Source organism: Methylocella silvestris BL2 (assembly GCF_000021745.1).
Classification (GTDB): Bacteria; Pseudomonadota; Alphaproteobacteria; order Rhizobiales; family Beijerinckiaceae; genus Methylocapsa; species Methylocapsa silvestris.
Genome location: NC_011666.1, coordinates 892,403 through 905,489, shown reverse-complemented (window position 1 = coordinate 905,489; position 13,087 = coordinate 892,403). Strand labels below are relative to the sequence as shown.

The 13,087-nt window shown below is 63.5% G+C and carries 14 protein-coding genes; 9 read left to right on the top strand and 5 right to left on the bottom strand.

Features of this window, described 5'->3' with window-relative positions; all coding sequences use genetic code 11:
* Positions 1-3: 3 nt before the first annotated feature.
* The 5 genes from exbD (at position 4) to MSIL_RS20015 (ending at position 3,855) form a co-directional block, all read left to right on the top strand.
* Positions 4-465: a TonB system transport protein ExbD gene (gene exbD / locus MSIL_RS04255; RefSeq protein WP_012589865.1), complete on the top strand. Its 462-nt coding sequence runs from the start codon at positions 4-6 to the stop codon at positions 463-465.
* 2 nt (positions 466-467) lie between these two features.
* Complete coding sequence (locus MSIL_RS04250; RefSeq protein WP_012589864.1) at positions 468-1,343, top strand: energy transducer TonB family protein; 876 nt, start codon at positions 468-470, stop codon at positions 1,341-1,343.
* 95 nt (positions 1,344-1,438) lie between these two features.
* Positions 1,439-1,855: a lanmodulin LanM gene (gene lanM / locus MSIL_RS04245; RefSeq protein ID WP_012589863.1), complete on the top strand. Its 417-nt coding sequence runs from the start codon at positions 1,439-1,441 to the stop codon at positions 1,853-1,855.
* 194 nt (positions 1,856-2,049) lie between these two features.
* Entirely contained in the window at positions 2,050-3,042 is a 993-nt protein-coding gene (gene tal, locus MSIL_RS04240) for a transaldolase (RefSeq protein WP_012589862.1), read from the top strand.
* Positions 3,043-3,270: 228 nt separating this feature from the next.
* On the top strand, positions 3,271-3,855 hold the full coding sequence (locus MSIL_RS20015; protein ID WP_012589861.1) for a hypothetical protein: 585 nt from the start codon (positions 3,271-3,273) through the stop codon (positions 3,853-3,855).
* A gap of 78 nt (positions 3,856-3,933) precedes the next feature.
* On the opposite strand, the gene rpmF is transcribed toward MSIL_RS20015, so the two are convergent.
* A complete protein-coding gene (gene rpmF, locus MSIL_RS04230) occupies positions 3,934-4,122 on the bottom strand; it encodes a 50S ribosomal protein L32 (RefSeq protein ID WP_012589860.1) in 189 nt (62 codons plus the stop codon).
* Between the two features lie 172 nt (positions 4,123-4,294).
* The gene (gene mtgA / locus MSIL_RS04225) at positions 4,295-4,981 is read right to left on the bottom strand and encodes a monofunctional biosynthetic peptidoglycan transglycosylase (RefSeq protein WP_012589859.1); all 687 of its coding nucleotides are present in this window, start codon (positions 4,979-4,981) and stop codon (positions 4,295-4,297) included.
* A 109-nt stretch (positions 4,982-5,090) separates the two neighbouring features.
* Between mtgA and MSIL_RS04220 the strand changes: the two genes are divergently transcribed.
* The 3 genes from MSIL_RS04220 (at position 5,091) to MSIL_RS04210 (ending at position 9,626) form a co-directional block, all read left to right on the top strand.
* The gene (locus MSIL_RS04220) at positions 5,091-6,020 is read left to right on the top strand and encodes a polyprenyl synthetase family protein (RefSeq protein WP_012589858.1); all 930 of its coding nucleotides are present in this window, start codon (positions 5,091-5,093) and stop codon (positions 6,018-6,020) included.
* A gap of 32 nt (positions 6,021-6,052) precedes the next feature.
* A complete protein-coding gene (locus tag MSIL_RS04215; RefSeq protein ID WP_012589857.1) occupies positions 6,053-6,730 on the top strand; it encodes a DUF1345 domain-containing protein in 678 nt (225 codons plus the stop codon).
* A gap of 211 nt (positions 6,731-6,941) precedes the next feature.
* Entirely contained in the window at positions 6,942-9,626 is a 2,685-nt protein-coding gene (locus MSIL_RS04210; protein ID WP_012589856.1) for a hypothetical protein, read from the top strand.
* Between the two features lie 22 nt (positions 9,627-9,648).
* Here the strand turns inward: MSIL_RS04210 and MSIL_RS04205 are convergent, their stop codons facing one another.
* Positions 9,649-10,125 (bottom strand): J domain-containing protein, encoded by a 477-nt coding sequence (locus tag MSIL_RS04205; protein WP_041368466.1) that lies wholly within the window; start codon positions 10,123-10,125, stop codon positions 9,649-9,651.
* Between the two features lie 140 nt (positions 10,126-10,265).
* The gene (gene ispG, locus MSIL_RS04200) at positions 10,266-11,579 is read right to left on the bottom strand and encodes a flavodoxin-dependent (E)-4-hydroxy-3-methylbut-2-enyl-diphosphate synthase (RefSeq protein WP_012589854.1); all 1,314 of its coding nucleotides are present in this window, start codon (positions 11,577-11,579) and stop codon (positions 10,266-10,268) included.
* A gap of 213 nt (positions 11,580-11,792) precedes the next feature.
* Here ispG and MSIL_RS04195 point away from each other — a divergent pair, with 213 nt between their 5' ends.
* The gene (locus MSIL_RS04195) at positions 11,793-12,323 is read left to right on the top strand and encodes a C39 family peptidase (RefSeq protein ID WP_012589853.1); all 531 of its coding nucleotides are present in this window, start codon (positions 11,793-11,795) and stop codon (positions 12,321-12,323) included.
* A 100-nt stretch (positions 12,324-12,423) separates the two neighbouring features.
* Here the strand turns inward: MSIL_RS04195 and MSIL_RS04190 are convergent, their stop codons facing one another.
* Complete coding sequence (locus MSIL_RS04190; RefSeq protein ID WP_012589852.1) at positions 12,424-12,927, bottom strand: Fur family transcriptional regulator; 504 nt, start codon at positions 12,925-12,927, stop codon at positions 12,424-12,426.
* Positions 12,928-13,087 lie beyond the last annotated feature (160 nt).

The window sequence follows — 13,087 nt, the reverse complement described above, 5'->3', positions numbered from 1 at the left end:
GGCATGGCCGTAAAACTGACGCAGGCGGACGACGATCTCGAACTCAACCACGAGATCAACGTCACCCCCTTCATCGACGTCATTCTGGTGCTTTTGATCATTTTCATGGTCGCGGCGCCGCTTTCGACGGTTGACGTCAACGTCGATCTTCCGGCCTCGACGGCGCAGGCCGCGCAGCGGCCGGACAAGCCGCTGTTCTTGACCGTCAAGCCGGATTTGTCGCTGTCGCTCGGCGAAGAGACCATCGCGCGGACGGCGCTCGGCGCCGCGCTGGATCAGCGCACCGATCGAGACAAGGAGACGCGGATCTTTGTGCGCGCCGACAAGACCGTGCCCTATGGCGAAGTCATGGAAGCCATGAATCTGCTGCGCGCGGCGGGCTATCTAAAAATCGGCCTCGTCGGCCTCGACGCCGCCTCGGTCGCGGGCGCGCCGCCGCAAAAGGCGCCAGGCGCTCCGCTGTGACCATGCAGGCGCATTTTGTGCTGCCGCCCGAGGAGAAATCCTCGGCGGGCCGCTGGATCGCCGCCGCCGCCGTGGTGCTCATGGCGCATGCGGGGCTCGTCTATTGGCTGACCCGCCAGAGCGAACCCGAAGCCACGGCGAGCGCCCCTGAATCGGCAGTCATGATCGAACTGCCCCCCATGGCGGTCGGCCAGGTGGACGGCGGCGGCGCACAGGTCGCGCCGGAGCCGGAGGTTGCAGCGGAGCAGCCCCAGATCGAACCGGAGCCGGTCCCCCAGCCCGAACCGCAGCCTGAATCTGACCCGGAACCAGCTCCGCCGCCGGAGCCTGTTCCCGACATCGCGCCCGCGCCCAAGGCCGAGGCGGTGCTGGTCCCGCCGGAGCCGGCAAAGCCGCTGATCAAGCCCAAGCTCGAAGCAAAGCCCAAGCCGAAGCCTGCGCCAAAGAAAGTCGCGCCTCCGCCTGAAAAGCCGCTGCCCAAGCGCGCGGAACCGACCCACGTTCCGCGTGGCGTGACGCCGGGGCGAACCGGCGCGAGCCCCGGACAAGGCGGGCAGGGCGGCGGCGGAGGAGGCGGCGGGGGCGGCGGATCGGCGATGTCGGCCTCGAATTGGCGCGGTCTGGTCTCGGCGGCGCTCAACCGCAACAAGCGCTACCCGCCCGGCGCGCAGGGCGCGAGCGGCGCCGCGACGATCGCCTTCACCGTCGACCGCTCCGGCAGGCTGGCGTCGGCCCGTCTCGTTCGGAGCTCGGGCTCGGCGGCGCTGGATCAGGAGGCGGTTGCGATCGCGCATCGATCGAGTCCGTTCCCGCCGCCGCCGGCGGAGATGGGCGGCGCCGTCACGCTGTCCGTGCCGATCAACTTTCGGCAGCAATGAGAGGTCGCGGTCTGCCTTGACCTAGACTTTTCCCCGACAATGGCCCTTAGTCGTCATCAGGGCGAGCAGCTTAGTAGCTTACAGGAGACTATAAGATGACAATGAAACACTCTGTTTTCGCGAAGCTTTCTTTTTGTGGGCTGGTCGCGGCGGCCCTTATCGTCGGCGCTGCGCCCGCAGCCTTCGCCGCTTCGGACGTCGTCAAGGAATATGACAAGGACGCCGACAACACCCTCGATCTCGCGGAGGTCAAGGCCGCGGCTTCTGCGGAATTCGACAAGTTAAACAAGGATAGCGACGACACGCTGGACCGCGCGGAAACCAAGGGCGTGGTCAAGGGGAAAGACTTCAAGGCGGCCGATCCCGATAAAGACGGCACGCTGACCAAGGCCGAATATCTGACGATTGCCGAAAGCCTCTTCAAAAAGGCCGATGTCGACAATGACGGGACGCTCGAGGCCAAGGAATTCCACTCGAAGGCCGGCCGCGCGCTCAAGAAGTTGATCGACTGACCGCAAGCTGTACCTGACGCCGAAGCCGACGCTTCCTTGAACCGGCCGCATGCTTCAGGCAATTGGAATCGATAAGGTGATTTTGGACCGGTCCGGTCCAAAATCACCTCGATCTGGCGGGCGGCGGGGCCAACAGGGCGATGCAATCGGCGGCCGGTTGGTCTATAAGATCCGCCACGCCAACAGGATCGCCTATGTCCGCGCAAAGACTGCCTTCGAAACTCGATCAGCTGAAGACGATGACCGCCGTTGTGGCCGACACCGGCGACATGGAGGCGATCCGCGCCTTTACGCCGACCGACGCCACGACCAATCCGACCCTCATCCTGAAAGCCGCCCAGCTCAAGGCCTATGAGCCGCTGGTCAATGAAGCGATCGTCTGGGGCCGCAGCCATCATCGGCTGACGAGCGAGGTCGCCGACCGGCTGGCGATCAATTTCGGCGAAGAACTGACCAAGATCGTGCCCGGCCGGGTGTCGACCGAAGTCGACGCCGATCTGTCCTTCGATGTCGAGGGGACGGTCGCCAAGGGCCGCGCCATCATCGCCGAATATGAGCGCCGCGGCGTCGGCCGCGACCGGATCTTGATCAAAATCGCCGCCACCTGGGAGGGCGCGCGCGCCGCCGAAATCCTCCAGCGCGAGGGGATCGACTGCAATATGACGCTGGTCTTCTCGCTCGCGCAGGCCGTCGCCTGCGCCGACGCCGGCGCCTTTCTGATCTCCCCCTTCGTCGGCCGCATCCTCGACTGGCACGTGAAGGCGCAGGGGAAAAGCTTTACGGCGGAGACCGATCCCGGCGTGCTTTCGGTCCGGCAGATCTATGATTACTTCAAGGCCCATGGCGTTTCGACCGTGATCATGGGCGCCTCGTTCCGCAACAAGGCGGAAATCGAGGCGCTTGCCGGTTGCGACCGGCTGACGATCTCGCCGCAACTGCTCGATGAACTCGCCCGCGACGACGGCGGACTTGAACAGCGGTTGACGCCCCATATTCCGCCGGATCGGATTCCGGCAAAGCTCGACCTCGACGAAAAGACCTTCCGCTTCATGCTGAATGAGGACGCGATGGCGACAGAGAAACTTGCCGAAGGAATCAGGGTCTTCGGCGGCGATCTTCGCGCTCTGCGTGAGCTCGTCTCGCAGCGCCTTCTCGCGGCGGCCGACGGCGAATTCGCCAGCCTGTAGATCAGACGATCGTGCGGATAACAACGCCGGCGTGACGCAGCGCACCGGCGCCGCCTCGGACCTTCGCCATAAAGGCGGCGGAGGCTCACATGGCTGTCAAATTTGTTCCGCGCATCACCTGGCCCAAGAACGAGCTGCTGCTGCCGCCGGACTATTTCGGCGTCACGCCGCCCCGCGGGCGTCGCCCAGGGCGACATCCGGTATCCCAACATCGTCGACGTTCCCGAAATGATGCGGCTTGCGCCGAACACGAGCGCCGCGCAGTCGGGACAGCTAAGAATCGTCGATGGCCTCGTCACCGCGGCGCCGACCATCCGCTTCGCCGACGCCAATGCGCAATGGCGCCGAAGCTCGGCGTCAGGTTCGGAGCACGGGCCGTGGAAGTTCGAGTTTTTGGGGGGCGATGTGTTCCTCGACCTCGAAATGGGGATTTATCTCGCCAAATCAGTCGATTACAATCCGAAAGACGATCTCTCCGTGCAGATCTTCGCGCGCATCTATGAGCACGAATTGCTGCATGTGCTGGATGAGATCGACATTGCGACGAAATGGCTGCCGCCGCAGCTTCTCGGCGAGCCGACGATCGGGCGTTATCTCGTGCAGGGCGCGCCCTATGTCTATGGGCTCGGCTCGAGCACGGCGCTCGACACGGATTTCCACGACTTCATCGCGTCGATCATCGTCGCGAATGTCTATAATTTCTGGGTGACCGAAAAGAACCGCCGCGCCCGTCTGCGCGACGCTCCGGCTCAATATAAAATTGTGCAGGATCAGGTCGACACGCTGCGCCAGCGGCAGATCAACCGCCATTAAGGGGCAGCGACGCCGTTAGCGTCGGCTCATCCTTCGAGACGGACGCGCCTCGCGTCCTTCTCAGGATGAGGCAAGCCCTCAGGCTTCCTTGTTCTTCGGCGTCAGGATCTGGCGGCCGCGATACATGCCGGTCTTGAGATCGACGTGGTGCGGACGGCGCAGCTCGCCCGAATCCTTGTCCTCGACATAGGTCGGGGCCGCAAGCGCGTCGGCGGAGCGGCGGAAACCGCGCTTCATGGGGGAGGTCTTGCGTTTCGGAACGGCCATAGGTCAGTCTCAACTAAACTTTTGTGCGAGCCGCGGCTCGGCGTGCGTTTCAAGGCGAGCGCGCCTCATACAATGAAAATCCGGCGCTGGCTATCGTAAATCGAAGAGCGGCGGCGAGGGCCGCCTCCCGTTCTGTGTTCCCAATACATTCATTTCGGGTTTTGTCGCGGCCTCAATTGACGCAGGAGAGGTCTTCGTCGCGCAGCCGCGCGGCGATGGTGGCGGCGCGCCGCGTCATCTGGCGGCTTGGATGGGCGGGATCGCGCATGCGCGGATTCGGCAAGGCGGACGCCATCAGCGCCGCCTGCCGCGCATCGAGCCGGTCGGCGCCTTTCTGGAAATAGCGCCGCGCCGCCGCTTCCGCGCCGAACAGCCCCTCGCCCCATTCGGCGATATTGAGATAAATCTCCAGAACGCGCCGTTTCGGCAAGAGAAAGTCGATGATCAGCGCCAGCGGGATCTCGATGGCCTTGCGGATTACGGAGCGCGAGGGCCAAAGGAACAGATTCTTGGCAGTCTGCATGGTGATCGTCGAGGCGCCGCGCGCGGGGCCGTCTTCGTCGGCCGAATCGATTACCTCCTGCAAGGCGCTCCAATCGACGCCATGATGGCGGCAGAACAGCGAATCCTCGGAGGCGATCACCGCCGCGCGCAGATTGGGCGAAATCTGATTGAGCGGGACAAAGACGCGATCGACCGGCTTGCCCTGAATATAGCGCGCCAGCATCAAGGTCGAGGTCGGCGTCACATAGCGATAGGCGAAAATGAGTCCGACCACGCCGAGCAGCAAAGCCAGGGCGAGGCAGAGGACAATCGCGAAGAGTTTGCCCAAAAAACCGAGGGGGCCCGAGCGCGCCATGCCCGAGCCTTGACCGATCTGCCGCGATCGGGCAAGCCGAACCGCAACTTTATCGACAGGCGTCGGAGAGCCGGTCGGCTCTACCTGCAAGGCTAAGAAGGCGAAGCATATGGCGGAGGGCGCCGCGAGGGAATTCGACAAGAGGCTGAAGACGGCCGCCGACGCTGTGGAGACGATGCTGGACCGCCTGCTTGGTCCCTCGCCGCTGGCCGGCGAGATCGCCCGGCCGGGCCGTCTTTTGGAGGCGATCCGCTATTCGAGCCTCGGCGGCGGCAAACGGCTGCGGCCCTTCCTCCTTATCGAGACGGCGCGGCTGTTCGGGGTCGAAGGCGAGGGCGTCACACGCGCGGCGGCGGCGGTCGAAATGATTCACTGCTATTCGCTCGTGCATGACGATCTTCCCGCCCTCGACAATGACGATCTGCGGCGCGGTCGCGCGACCACCCACAAAGCCTATGACGAAGCGACCGCCATTCTCGTCGGCGACGGCCTTTTGACTTATGCTTTCGACGTTCTGGCCGATCCTGCGACGCACGCCGATCCCGCGATCCGCGCCGAATTGGTGCTGGCGCTGGCGCGGGCCGCAGGCTTTGGCGGCATGATCGGCGGCCAGGTTCTCGACCTTGAAGCCGAACAGTCGACGGCGCCGCATACGGCCGAGGCAGTGATCCGGCTGCAAAGCATGAAGACCGGCGCGCTGTTGCATTTTTCCGTGCTGGCCGGCGCGATCATCGGCGCCGCCGACGCAAAGGCCCGCGCCGCGCTGTCGGCCTATGGTCATGCGCTTGGCGCGGCCTTTCAGGTCGCCGACGATATTCTGGACGTCGAGGCGGATGAGGCGACGCTCGGCAAGCGCGCCGGCAAGGACGCCGGCCGCAACAAGGCGACCCTTGTCGCCGCGCTGGGCCTCGAGGATGCGCGAAAACGCCGCGACAGGCTGGCCGCGGAGGCGATCGCTGCGCTCGATCTGTTCTCGCAGGGCCTTGACGCCGCGACGCTGAAAGAGGCGGCGCATTTCGTCGCCAAACGGGCGAGTTGACGGCGCCGGGATAGCCGGAGGCGGAGAGCGCAATGGTTTCGGTCAGCTATCCCTATCGCACCGTCCGCGGCCATCCGCGGCTGTTCGCCGGCCTTGCCGCCAGCGCGCTCGCCTATTTTCTGGCGCCGTTTCCCGTTCACGCCACGCGCTTCCTCATTAGCTGGAACGTCGGCGCGCTGCTCTATTTTCTTCTTTCGACCCTGCTGATCCTGCGGGCGACGCCGGAATCGATGCGCTGGCGCGCGAAGGAGAGCGACGAGGGGCGGTTCTTCATTCTTGTCGTGACCTGTCTCGCCGCCAGCGCGTCCATGGCCGCGATCGTTGCTCAGCTCGGTTCGACGCAGGAGATGGAAGGGACACGGAAAGGGCTGCATATCGCGCTGGCGGCGGCGACGATTGTTTCCTCCTGGTTCTTCATCCACCTGACCTTCGCGCTGCATTACGCGCATGAATATTTCGATGAACTCGACCAGGAGCCGGGCAGGGACCCAAAGCTTGCCGGCGGCCTTGAATTTCCGGGAACCGAAGACCCGGATTACTTCGATTTTCTCTATTTCTCCTTCATCATCGGCGTCGCCTCGCAGACGGCGGACGTGCAGATCACCGGCAAGGAAATGCGCAGGGTGTCGCTGGTGCATTCGATCATCGCGTTTTTCTTCAACAGCGCGGTGCTGGCGCTGACAATCAATATTGCGGCGGGGCTGATTTAGCCGCGCTGCGACGCGCCACATTGCGAAAGCCGCGCGAACTTGCCATAATCTATCGCCGGGCGTCCCGCAGGGACAATCGGCTTCATTATTGAAGTTCATTTTCGCGTTTCATTTTGCAAAGATGTTTTGGCCCTGACGGCCGATACTTGCCTCATCCTCGCCGGTCGGACCACATCCGCGCTCGAAACGCTCTTTGCGCGGGAGAGCGACAATGGAATTTTTCAAATGGGCGGCGGTGGCCATCCTCGCCGGCGGATTGCTGTTGGCGTTGTGGGCCTTCCTCTCGGAATTAACGCGCGCGCTTTCCGCCATGTGGCTGCCTATCGCCATCGTCATCGGCGCAGCGCTTCTTCTGTTCTTCAACGATCAGGGCCGCGAACTCGGCGTCGGCCTCATGAACTCACCGGGCCTGAGGCTCCTCGCGCTCTTTGTTGTCCTGATTTATTGGGCGTTAAACAATTGGCATTCCGCGCGTCTTGGCCTTGACCATCTCTATAAGGGGCAGTTGCTCACCGGCAAGGAAACCTGGGTCTACTGGCCGCCGCGCTTCCTTGGCGTATGCGCTCATCTGCTTGCGGCGCTGAGCCTCGCTCTTGCGGCGCGAAATCAGCCGGCGTTCATTGAACACGGTATGGCCTGGATCGCCTTCGCGGCGCCACTCGCGATCATCCTCGCTGCGGCGCTGTTCTGGGCGGGGGACTATGTCTTCACATCGAGACGAAACGAAGCTCGATCGTACAAAAGACTGGCGAGGAACATTTTTTTTGGCTGCCTTTTCTTCGAAATTGTTCTGCTCGTCGGTCTGCTCGTCGCCCTTCGGCAGGGGCGCATTCCAGATGGCTTTTTCTCGGGAACCGCGGCGATCATCGCCTCGGCTGCGGCATTTTTGCTGTTGATCAACTATTTGCGCCGGGGCAAGCCGGACGGAACAGACGAGACGCACTCCAAGGCGGCCTGGACCATCATCCTTTTCTTGCCTGTCCTGGCCGCGTTCTTCGCCAGTATTTTCGTTCCGATGCAGCTCGGCCGCGCATTTGGCTCGATGATTGTCTGTTTCTTCGCCTTCGGGGCGGTGCTCGCCAGCGTCACATTTTTTTGGCTGATGATGAAATGGACCGCCGATTACCTGAGTGACAGATGGCCGCGGACGACCCAGCGCGGCGTCGCCGAGTTCGCGTTGGTGTTTCTGTTGGCTCTCGCCGTCGGGACCTCCCTCATTCGTCCCTTTCACCGTGTGCGCACCTGCGAGAAGGACGTTTGTCCGATGGCGCCCGTTCCGCACGAGGCGTCGAGCCGCAGCGCGATCAAACACCCGGCCGATCGTCCGACCGTTTCGGAGGGCGCGCCCGCGCCGCAGCTGAACGCCGACCCGCGGGCAACCCAGTCTCTCGCCGATCAGCCGACAGTTAAAGACTGGCAAGCGATCCAGTCTCCCGCCGATCGGCCGACTGTCAAGGATGCGGCGCTCAATTGGTACAGGCAGGCGGTGGATGATTACGCGCCATTGCATCAGGGCGAGCCGATACCAATGTTGGTCGTCGCCGCCGCAGGCGGCGGCATAAGGGCCGCCGTTTGGACCGCGGCGATCCTCGAGAGGCTCGAACACGATCTCGCTCGTCCCGAAAATCCGCGCGAATTGCGCCATTTGCTATTCGCTATCAGCGCCGTCTCGGGCGGCAGCGTCGGCGCGTCGGCCTATGTCGCGGCGGCTGCGAAGCAGGAGGCTGACGGAACAGCTGCCGAGCCGGTGAGTTATCTTGCCGAGGATTTTCTAGCGCCCGGACTTGTCAGCTGGGTCTTTGTCGATGGGCCATCGAATATTCTCCCTGATCTCAATCAGGGTGACCGCGGCGTCGCTCTCGAACAGGGGTTCGAACATGCGAGCGGCGGCCTGCTCGCCGATGCCTTTTTGAGCTTCTTTCCAGACACGGCAAGCGCCGCGCGCCACTGGCGCCCAATCCTGTTGCTCAATGCGACGCATCAGGAGACCGGCCGGCGCATCATCACCAGCAATGTCAAGATCGAGCGGCACGTGTTTCAGGATAGTTATGACGCGCTGCAAATTCTTGGCGCCGACGTTAGAGCCAGCACGGCGTCGCACAACAGCGCGAGGTTCACTTACGTATCGCCGGCTGGGAATCTGGCTCCGCAGCACAAAAACCGCGGTTATGTAATCGACGGCGGCTATTTCGACAATTACGGCGCCGCCACGGCGCTCGAAATCTCGCGCGAGGCGGAGCGCGCGATCAAGCAACAATATGGCGACAAATCCGTCCGACGAGTCGTCCTCCTGATCAGCAGCGATCCAGGCCTCGACGAGGCACGCGCCCGCGTCAGGCTGCGCCAGCGCAAAGCTGACGGGCAATGCGTGTTGAGCACGGCAACGCCGGCGGATACGCAGGATGCCGACAACTATTTTCCTTTCAAGGACGCAACCGGAAGCCTGTCGAATGATGGCGAAAAAGGCGTCGTCTTCTCGTCATACAATGAACTCACCGCGCCGCTGTTCGGGGTGATGTCCGTGCGCGAAGCGCATGGGACACGAGCCGCCGAGGAGCTCGCCGCGGAGATCTGTGCTGAGCAGCCTGTCAGCCAGGCGGCCCCCAAGGCGGCCGACCAGTCGCAGAAGGTCGCGGCCAATCTCGCCGCAGCGGCGGACGCGACTTTGCTTTCGACGCAGCCACTGCCTGCGCGCGCAGACGGATCTTTCTTCGCCCATCTCGCCATGTGTGACGCCGAGACTAACGACATGCGGCCGCCGCCGGCGGCGCCGCCGCTTGGCTGGGTCCTTTCAACCGATACACGCACCAAAATTGGCGATTTTCTCAGTCATTGCGATAACAACCGGGAGCGCGCCGCGCTCGAAACGGCTCTCGGCGTCAAAGAGCTGCATTGAGGCCTGTGCCGGCGCCCGGCGCCTAAGCCGCGCGCGCGAAAACCTGCATCAGGGCGTCGCGCGCCTCCGTGATGCGGCGATACTGTTCGCCGCTGCCGCCGGCGTCGGGATGCGCGCTTTTGGCCATCCTGCGGAAGGCGGCGTTGATTTCTGTTGGCGTTAGCTCGCCCTCCGCGGGCAGGTTCAAAACCTCGCGGTGCTCCTGATCATCGTCGTTGAAATTCAGCCGGAACAGGAAAGCCCGGCGTCTTTCTCGCGCTTCGATCCGCAGTTGAACCTGATCTTCGCGCCATCTCTGCCGCGACATGACAAGGCACGCGCCAAAAGCGATGCGGCCCTGCGTTTCAAGCTCATCGAGACTGAACGGCCCGACCACGCCGTACGGCGCGGCGAGATAGGCGCTCCTGCCGGCGGCGCCCACTTCGATACAGCCGACCGTCGCCATATCGAGAATTCCCATCGAGCCGTTCCAGACGACCCATTCGACTTTGTCCGTCATGCCGCGCGCTTTCATGCATGAGCCCGCCGCGTGTGTCGCTTTTGTCCGAAATGTCGCGACAAGGCGGGCCGTGCGGGCCCCAATGCATGTTCAGCGCCAAACCGTTGGCTACGCCGTTTTCGGCCCAGATGGGCCGGCTCTCACTCCGCCGCGCTTTTCGCCCCGCCGAAGCGCCGCTCGATATAGGTCTCGACGATCGTCTTGAATTCGGCGGCGATGCCCTCGCCCCGAAGAGTCATGGCCTTCTGGCCGTCGATGAACACGGGCGCGGTCGGCGTTTCGCCGGTTCCGGGCAGCGAAATGCCGATGTCGGCGTGTTTTGATTCGCCCGGCCCGTTGACGATGCAGCCCATCACCGCGACGTTTAAGGTCTCAACGCCCGGATAGCGGGTCTTCCAGTTCGGCATCTCGTCGCGGATATAGGTCTGGATATCGCGCGCGAGCTCCTGGAACACCGTCGAGGTGGTGCGTCCGCAGCCGGGGCAGGCGGCGACGAGCGGCACAAAAGTGCGAAAACCCATCGTCTGCAGAATTTCCTGCCCGACTTTGACTTCGAGCGAGCGGTCGCCATTGGGCTCGGGAGTCAGCGACACGCGGATGGTGTCGCCGATTCCCTCCTGCAGCAGCACGCCGAGCGCGGCGGAGGAGGCGACAATGCCCTTCGAGCCCATGCCGGCCTCGGTCAGGCCGAGATGCAGCGCATAATCGCTGCGCCGCGCGAGCGTGCGATAGACCGCGATGAGCTGCTGCACGGCTGACACCTTGGCCGACAGAATGATTTTATTGCGCGAAAGGCCAAGCTCTTCCGCGCGGGCGGCGGAAAACAAAGCGGAGCGGACCATGGCTTCGCGCATCACCGCATCGGCCGGGGCGGGCGCGGCGGTCTTGGCGTTCTCATCCATCAGGCTCGTCAGAAGCTCCTGATCGAGCGAGCCCCAATTCGCGCCGATGCGCACCGTCTTGCCATAGCGGATGGCGGTCTCGACGATGGCCGAGAACTGGCGGTCCTTCTTGTCCTTGAAGCCGACATTGCCGGGATTGATGCGGTATTTGTCGAGCGCCTCCGCGCAGGCCGGATGATCGGCGAGCAGCTTGTGCCCGATATAGTGAAAATCGCCGATCAGCGGCACGAAGCAGTTTTGCCGCGCCAGTTTCTCGCGGATATGCGGCACGGCGGCCGCCGCCTCGTCACGGTCGACGGTGATGCGCACAAGCTCCGAGCCCGCCCGGGCGAGCGCCGCGACCTGCGCCACGGTGCCGTCGATATCGGCGGTGTCGGTGTTGGTCATGGATTGCACGACGATCGGCGCGCCGCCGCCGACCTGCACCGCGGCCGGACCGTCGCCGACGAGGACGCCGACCGAGCGCCGGCGCGGCGACGGTCCGGCTCGCAGCTCAGCGGCGTAGTCGGGCGCCGTGGACAGGGCGGCTGGCGAATCTTGCAGCAGGGTCATGCAGGGCGACGTCCCATGATTTTGCGTTCCAGCGCAGGCGCGCGTGACGCAATCTTAGCCGATCGATCGGCCACAGTGGTGGCGAAAATCGCGCAGAGCGTCAAGCGCGGCCGTCGAGGGTCCGCCGCGCCGCGCGCGCAATGTGCTTTTTGGCGCGGTTTTGCGCAAGGAAGCGCGGCAAAATGCCCCATTGCGAAATAATGGGAGGGGCGAATGGCCAATTTTTATTCAGACAGTCACGGCGAGCGCTGGGGCGTCATGATTCAGGAGAAAAACCAGTCCTGCGGCCCGGCGAGCGTCGCTATGACGAAAGTCTACTACACGTCTTCGATCACCGGCGGCCTCGAGGCCGAGGCGCGCAAACTGTCACAGAATTATCCCGATAATTTCACCGAAAGCAACGGAACCGGCAGCATCGAAAATCTCGCCAGCGTTTTGCGCGCGGAAGGCGTCAAGACTTATAACGCGCTCTTTGTCGAGAATGTCTGGGCCTATCTCTACGCTTACGCCAAGGACAATACGCCGGTGCTTTGCCATGTCAGATGGAAAAAGGGCGGCCATTTCATCGTCTGCGTCGCGGTCTACAAGACGGACCAAAAATGCGTCTTCCTCGACCCCTGGTATGGCCTCGTCGAAATCTCCGGCTCAAAGCTGCCGACCTATACGGTGCAGGATTCAACGGGAACGTTTGAGCCGGTCGCGATCGGCGCGCTGTCGGGCTGGATTATCGTGACGAAGCGGTGAGCATTGCGTGCTCCGTTCAGCAGAGAATGGGGCCGCTAGCTGGGACTTTATTGCTGCCTGCGACGCGGCGAAGTAAATTTCTGGAACAGCCCGATTTGGCCTATGAATTGGCCGCGCACGCCCGGCACACGCCCGCCACTTCCATAACCTGCGTGCGCGGCGCGAAATGCGCTTCGCTGGCCAGCGCCGCGATGCTTGCGCGCAGCGCGCTGGAGTCGGCTTCCGCCACTTCGCCACAGCTTTCGCAGATTAAGAACACGATCGGCGTCTCTCTGGCGTGGCCGTGGCCGCAGGCGAGATAGGCGTTGCGCGAGGCGAGGCGGTGGATGAGGCCGTTCTCCAACAGGAAATCGAGCGCGCGATAAATCGAGATCGGCGCCGGCCTTTTGCCGGTCGCCGCCGCGACCTTGTCGATCAGCTCATAGGCGCCGAGCGGGCGGCGCCCCTGCGCCAGCAGCTCGAGGATGCGCCGCCGGCTCGGAGTGAGCGCGACGCCCTCGCGCCGGCAAAGCGTCAGCGCGGCGTCGAGCGCGGCGCCATCCGCTGCATGGTCACAAGGATGTCGTTCGTCCGGCAGAGGCTGCGGTGAGCGTAAACTTGTCATCCTTCACCATATCGTAATTCTTGCGCTAAAGAGAAGGTCTTGCGCCGCGCGCCCCGCCTGCGGCAAGCTCGCGCGGCTTTTGTTCGAAAACCCCGCCCAGATTCGCCGGCCAATGCAATTCGTCGTGTTTCTCGCCCCTCGTCCCATTCCGCGCCGTTTC

What these genes read in the sequence shown, in the direction of transcription:
- exbD (WP_012589865.1), top strand. Translation starts at nt 4, where the DNA reads ATGGCCGTAAAACTGACGCAGGCGGACGACGATCTCGAACTCAACCAC.
- MSIL_RS04250 (WP_012589864.1), top strand. Translation starts at nt 468, where the DNA reads ATGCAGGCGCATTTTGTGCTGCCGCCCGAGGAGAAATCCTCGGCGGGC.
- lanM (WP_012589863.1), top strand. Translation starts at nt 1,439, where the DNA reads ATGACAATGAAACACTCTGTTTTCGCGAAGCTTTCTTTTTGTGGGCTG.
- tal (WP_012589862.1), top strand. Translation starts at nt 2,050, where the DNA reads ATGTCCGCGCAAAGACTGCCTTCGAAACTCGATCAGCTGAAGACGATG.
- MSIL_RS20015 (WP_012589861.1), top strand. Translation starts at nt 3,271, where the DNA reads ATGATGCGGCTTGCGCCGAACACGAGCGCCGCGCAGTCGGGACAGCTA.
- rpmF (WP_012589860.1), bottom strand. Translation starts at nt 4,122, where the DNA reads ATGGCCGTTCCGAAACGCAAGACCTCCCCCATGAAGCGCGGTTTCCGC.
- mtgA (WP_012589859.1), bottom strand. Translation starts at nt 4,981, where the DNA reads ATGGCGCGCTCGGGCCCCCTCGGTTTTTTGGGCAAACTCTTCGCGATT.
- MSIL_RS04220 (WP_012589858.1), top strand. Translation starts at nt 5,091, where the DNA reads ATGGCGGAGGGCGCCGCGAGGGAATTCGACAAGAGGCTGAAGACGGCC.
- MSIL_RS04215 (WP_012589857.1), top strand. Translation starts at nt 6,053, where the DNA reads ATGGTTTCGGTCAGCTATCCCTATCGCACCGTCCGCGGCCATCCGCGG.
- MSIL_RS04210 (WP_012589856.1), top strand. Translation starts at nt 6,942, where the DNA reads ATGGAATTTTTCAAATGGGCGGCGGTGGCCATCCTCGCCGGCGGATTG.
- MSIL_RS04205 (WP_041368466.1), bottom strand. Translation starts at nt 10,125, where the DNA reads ATGACGGACAAAGTCGAATGGGTCGTCTGGAACGGCTCGATGGGAATT.
- ispG (WP_012589854.1), bottom strand. Translation starts at nt 11,579, where the DNA reads ATGACCCTGCTGCAAGATTCGCCAGCCGCCCTGTCCACGGCGCCCGAC.
- MSIL_RS04195 (WP_012589853.1), top strand. Translation starts at nt 11,793, where the DNA reads ATGGCCAATTTTTATTCAGACAGTCACGGCGAGCGCTGGGGCGTCATG.
- MSIL_RS04190 (WP_012589852.1), bottom strand. Translation starts at nt 12,927, where the DNA reads ATGACAAGTTTACGCTCACCGCAGCCTCTGCCGGACGAACGACATCCT.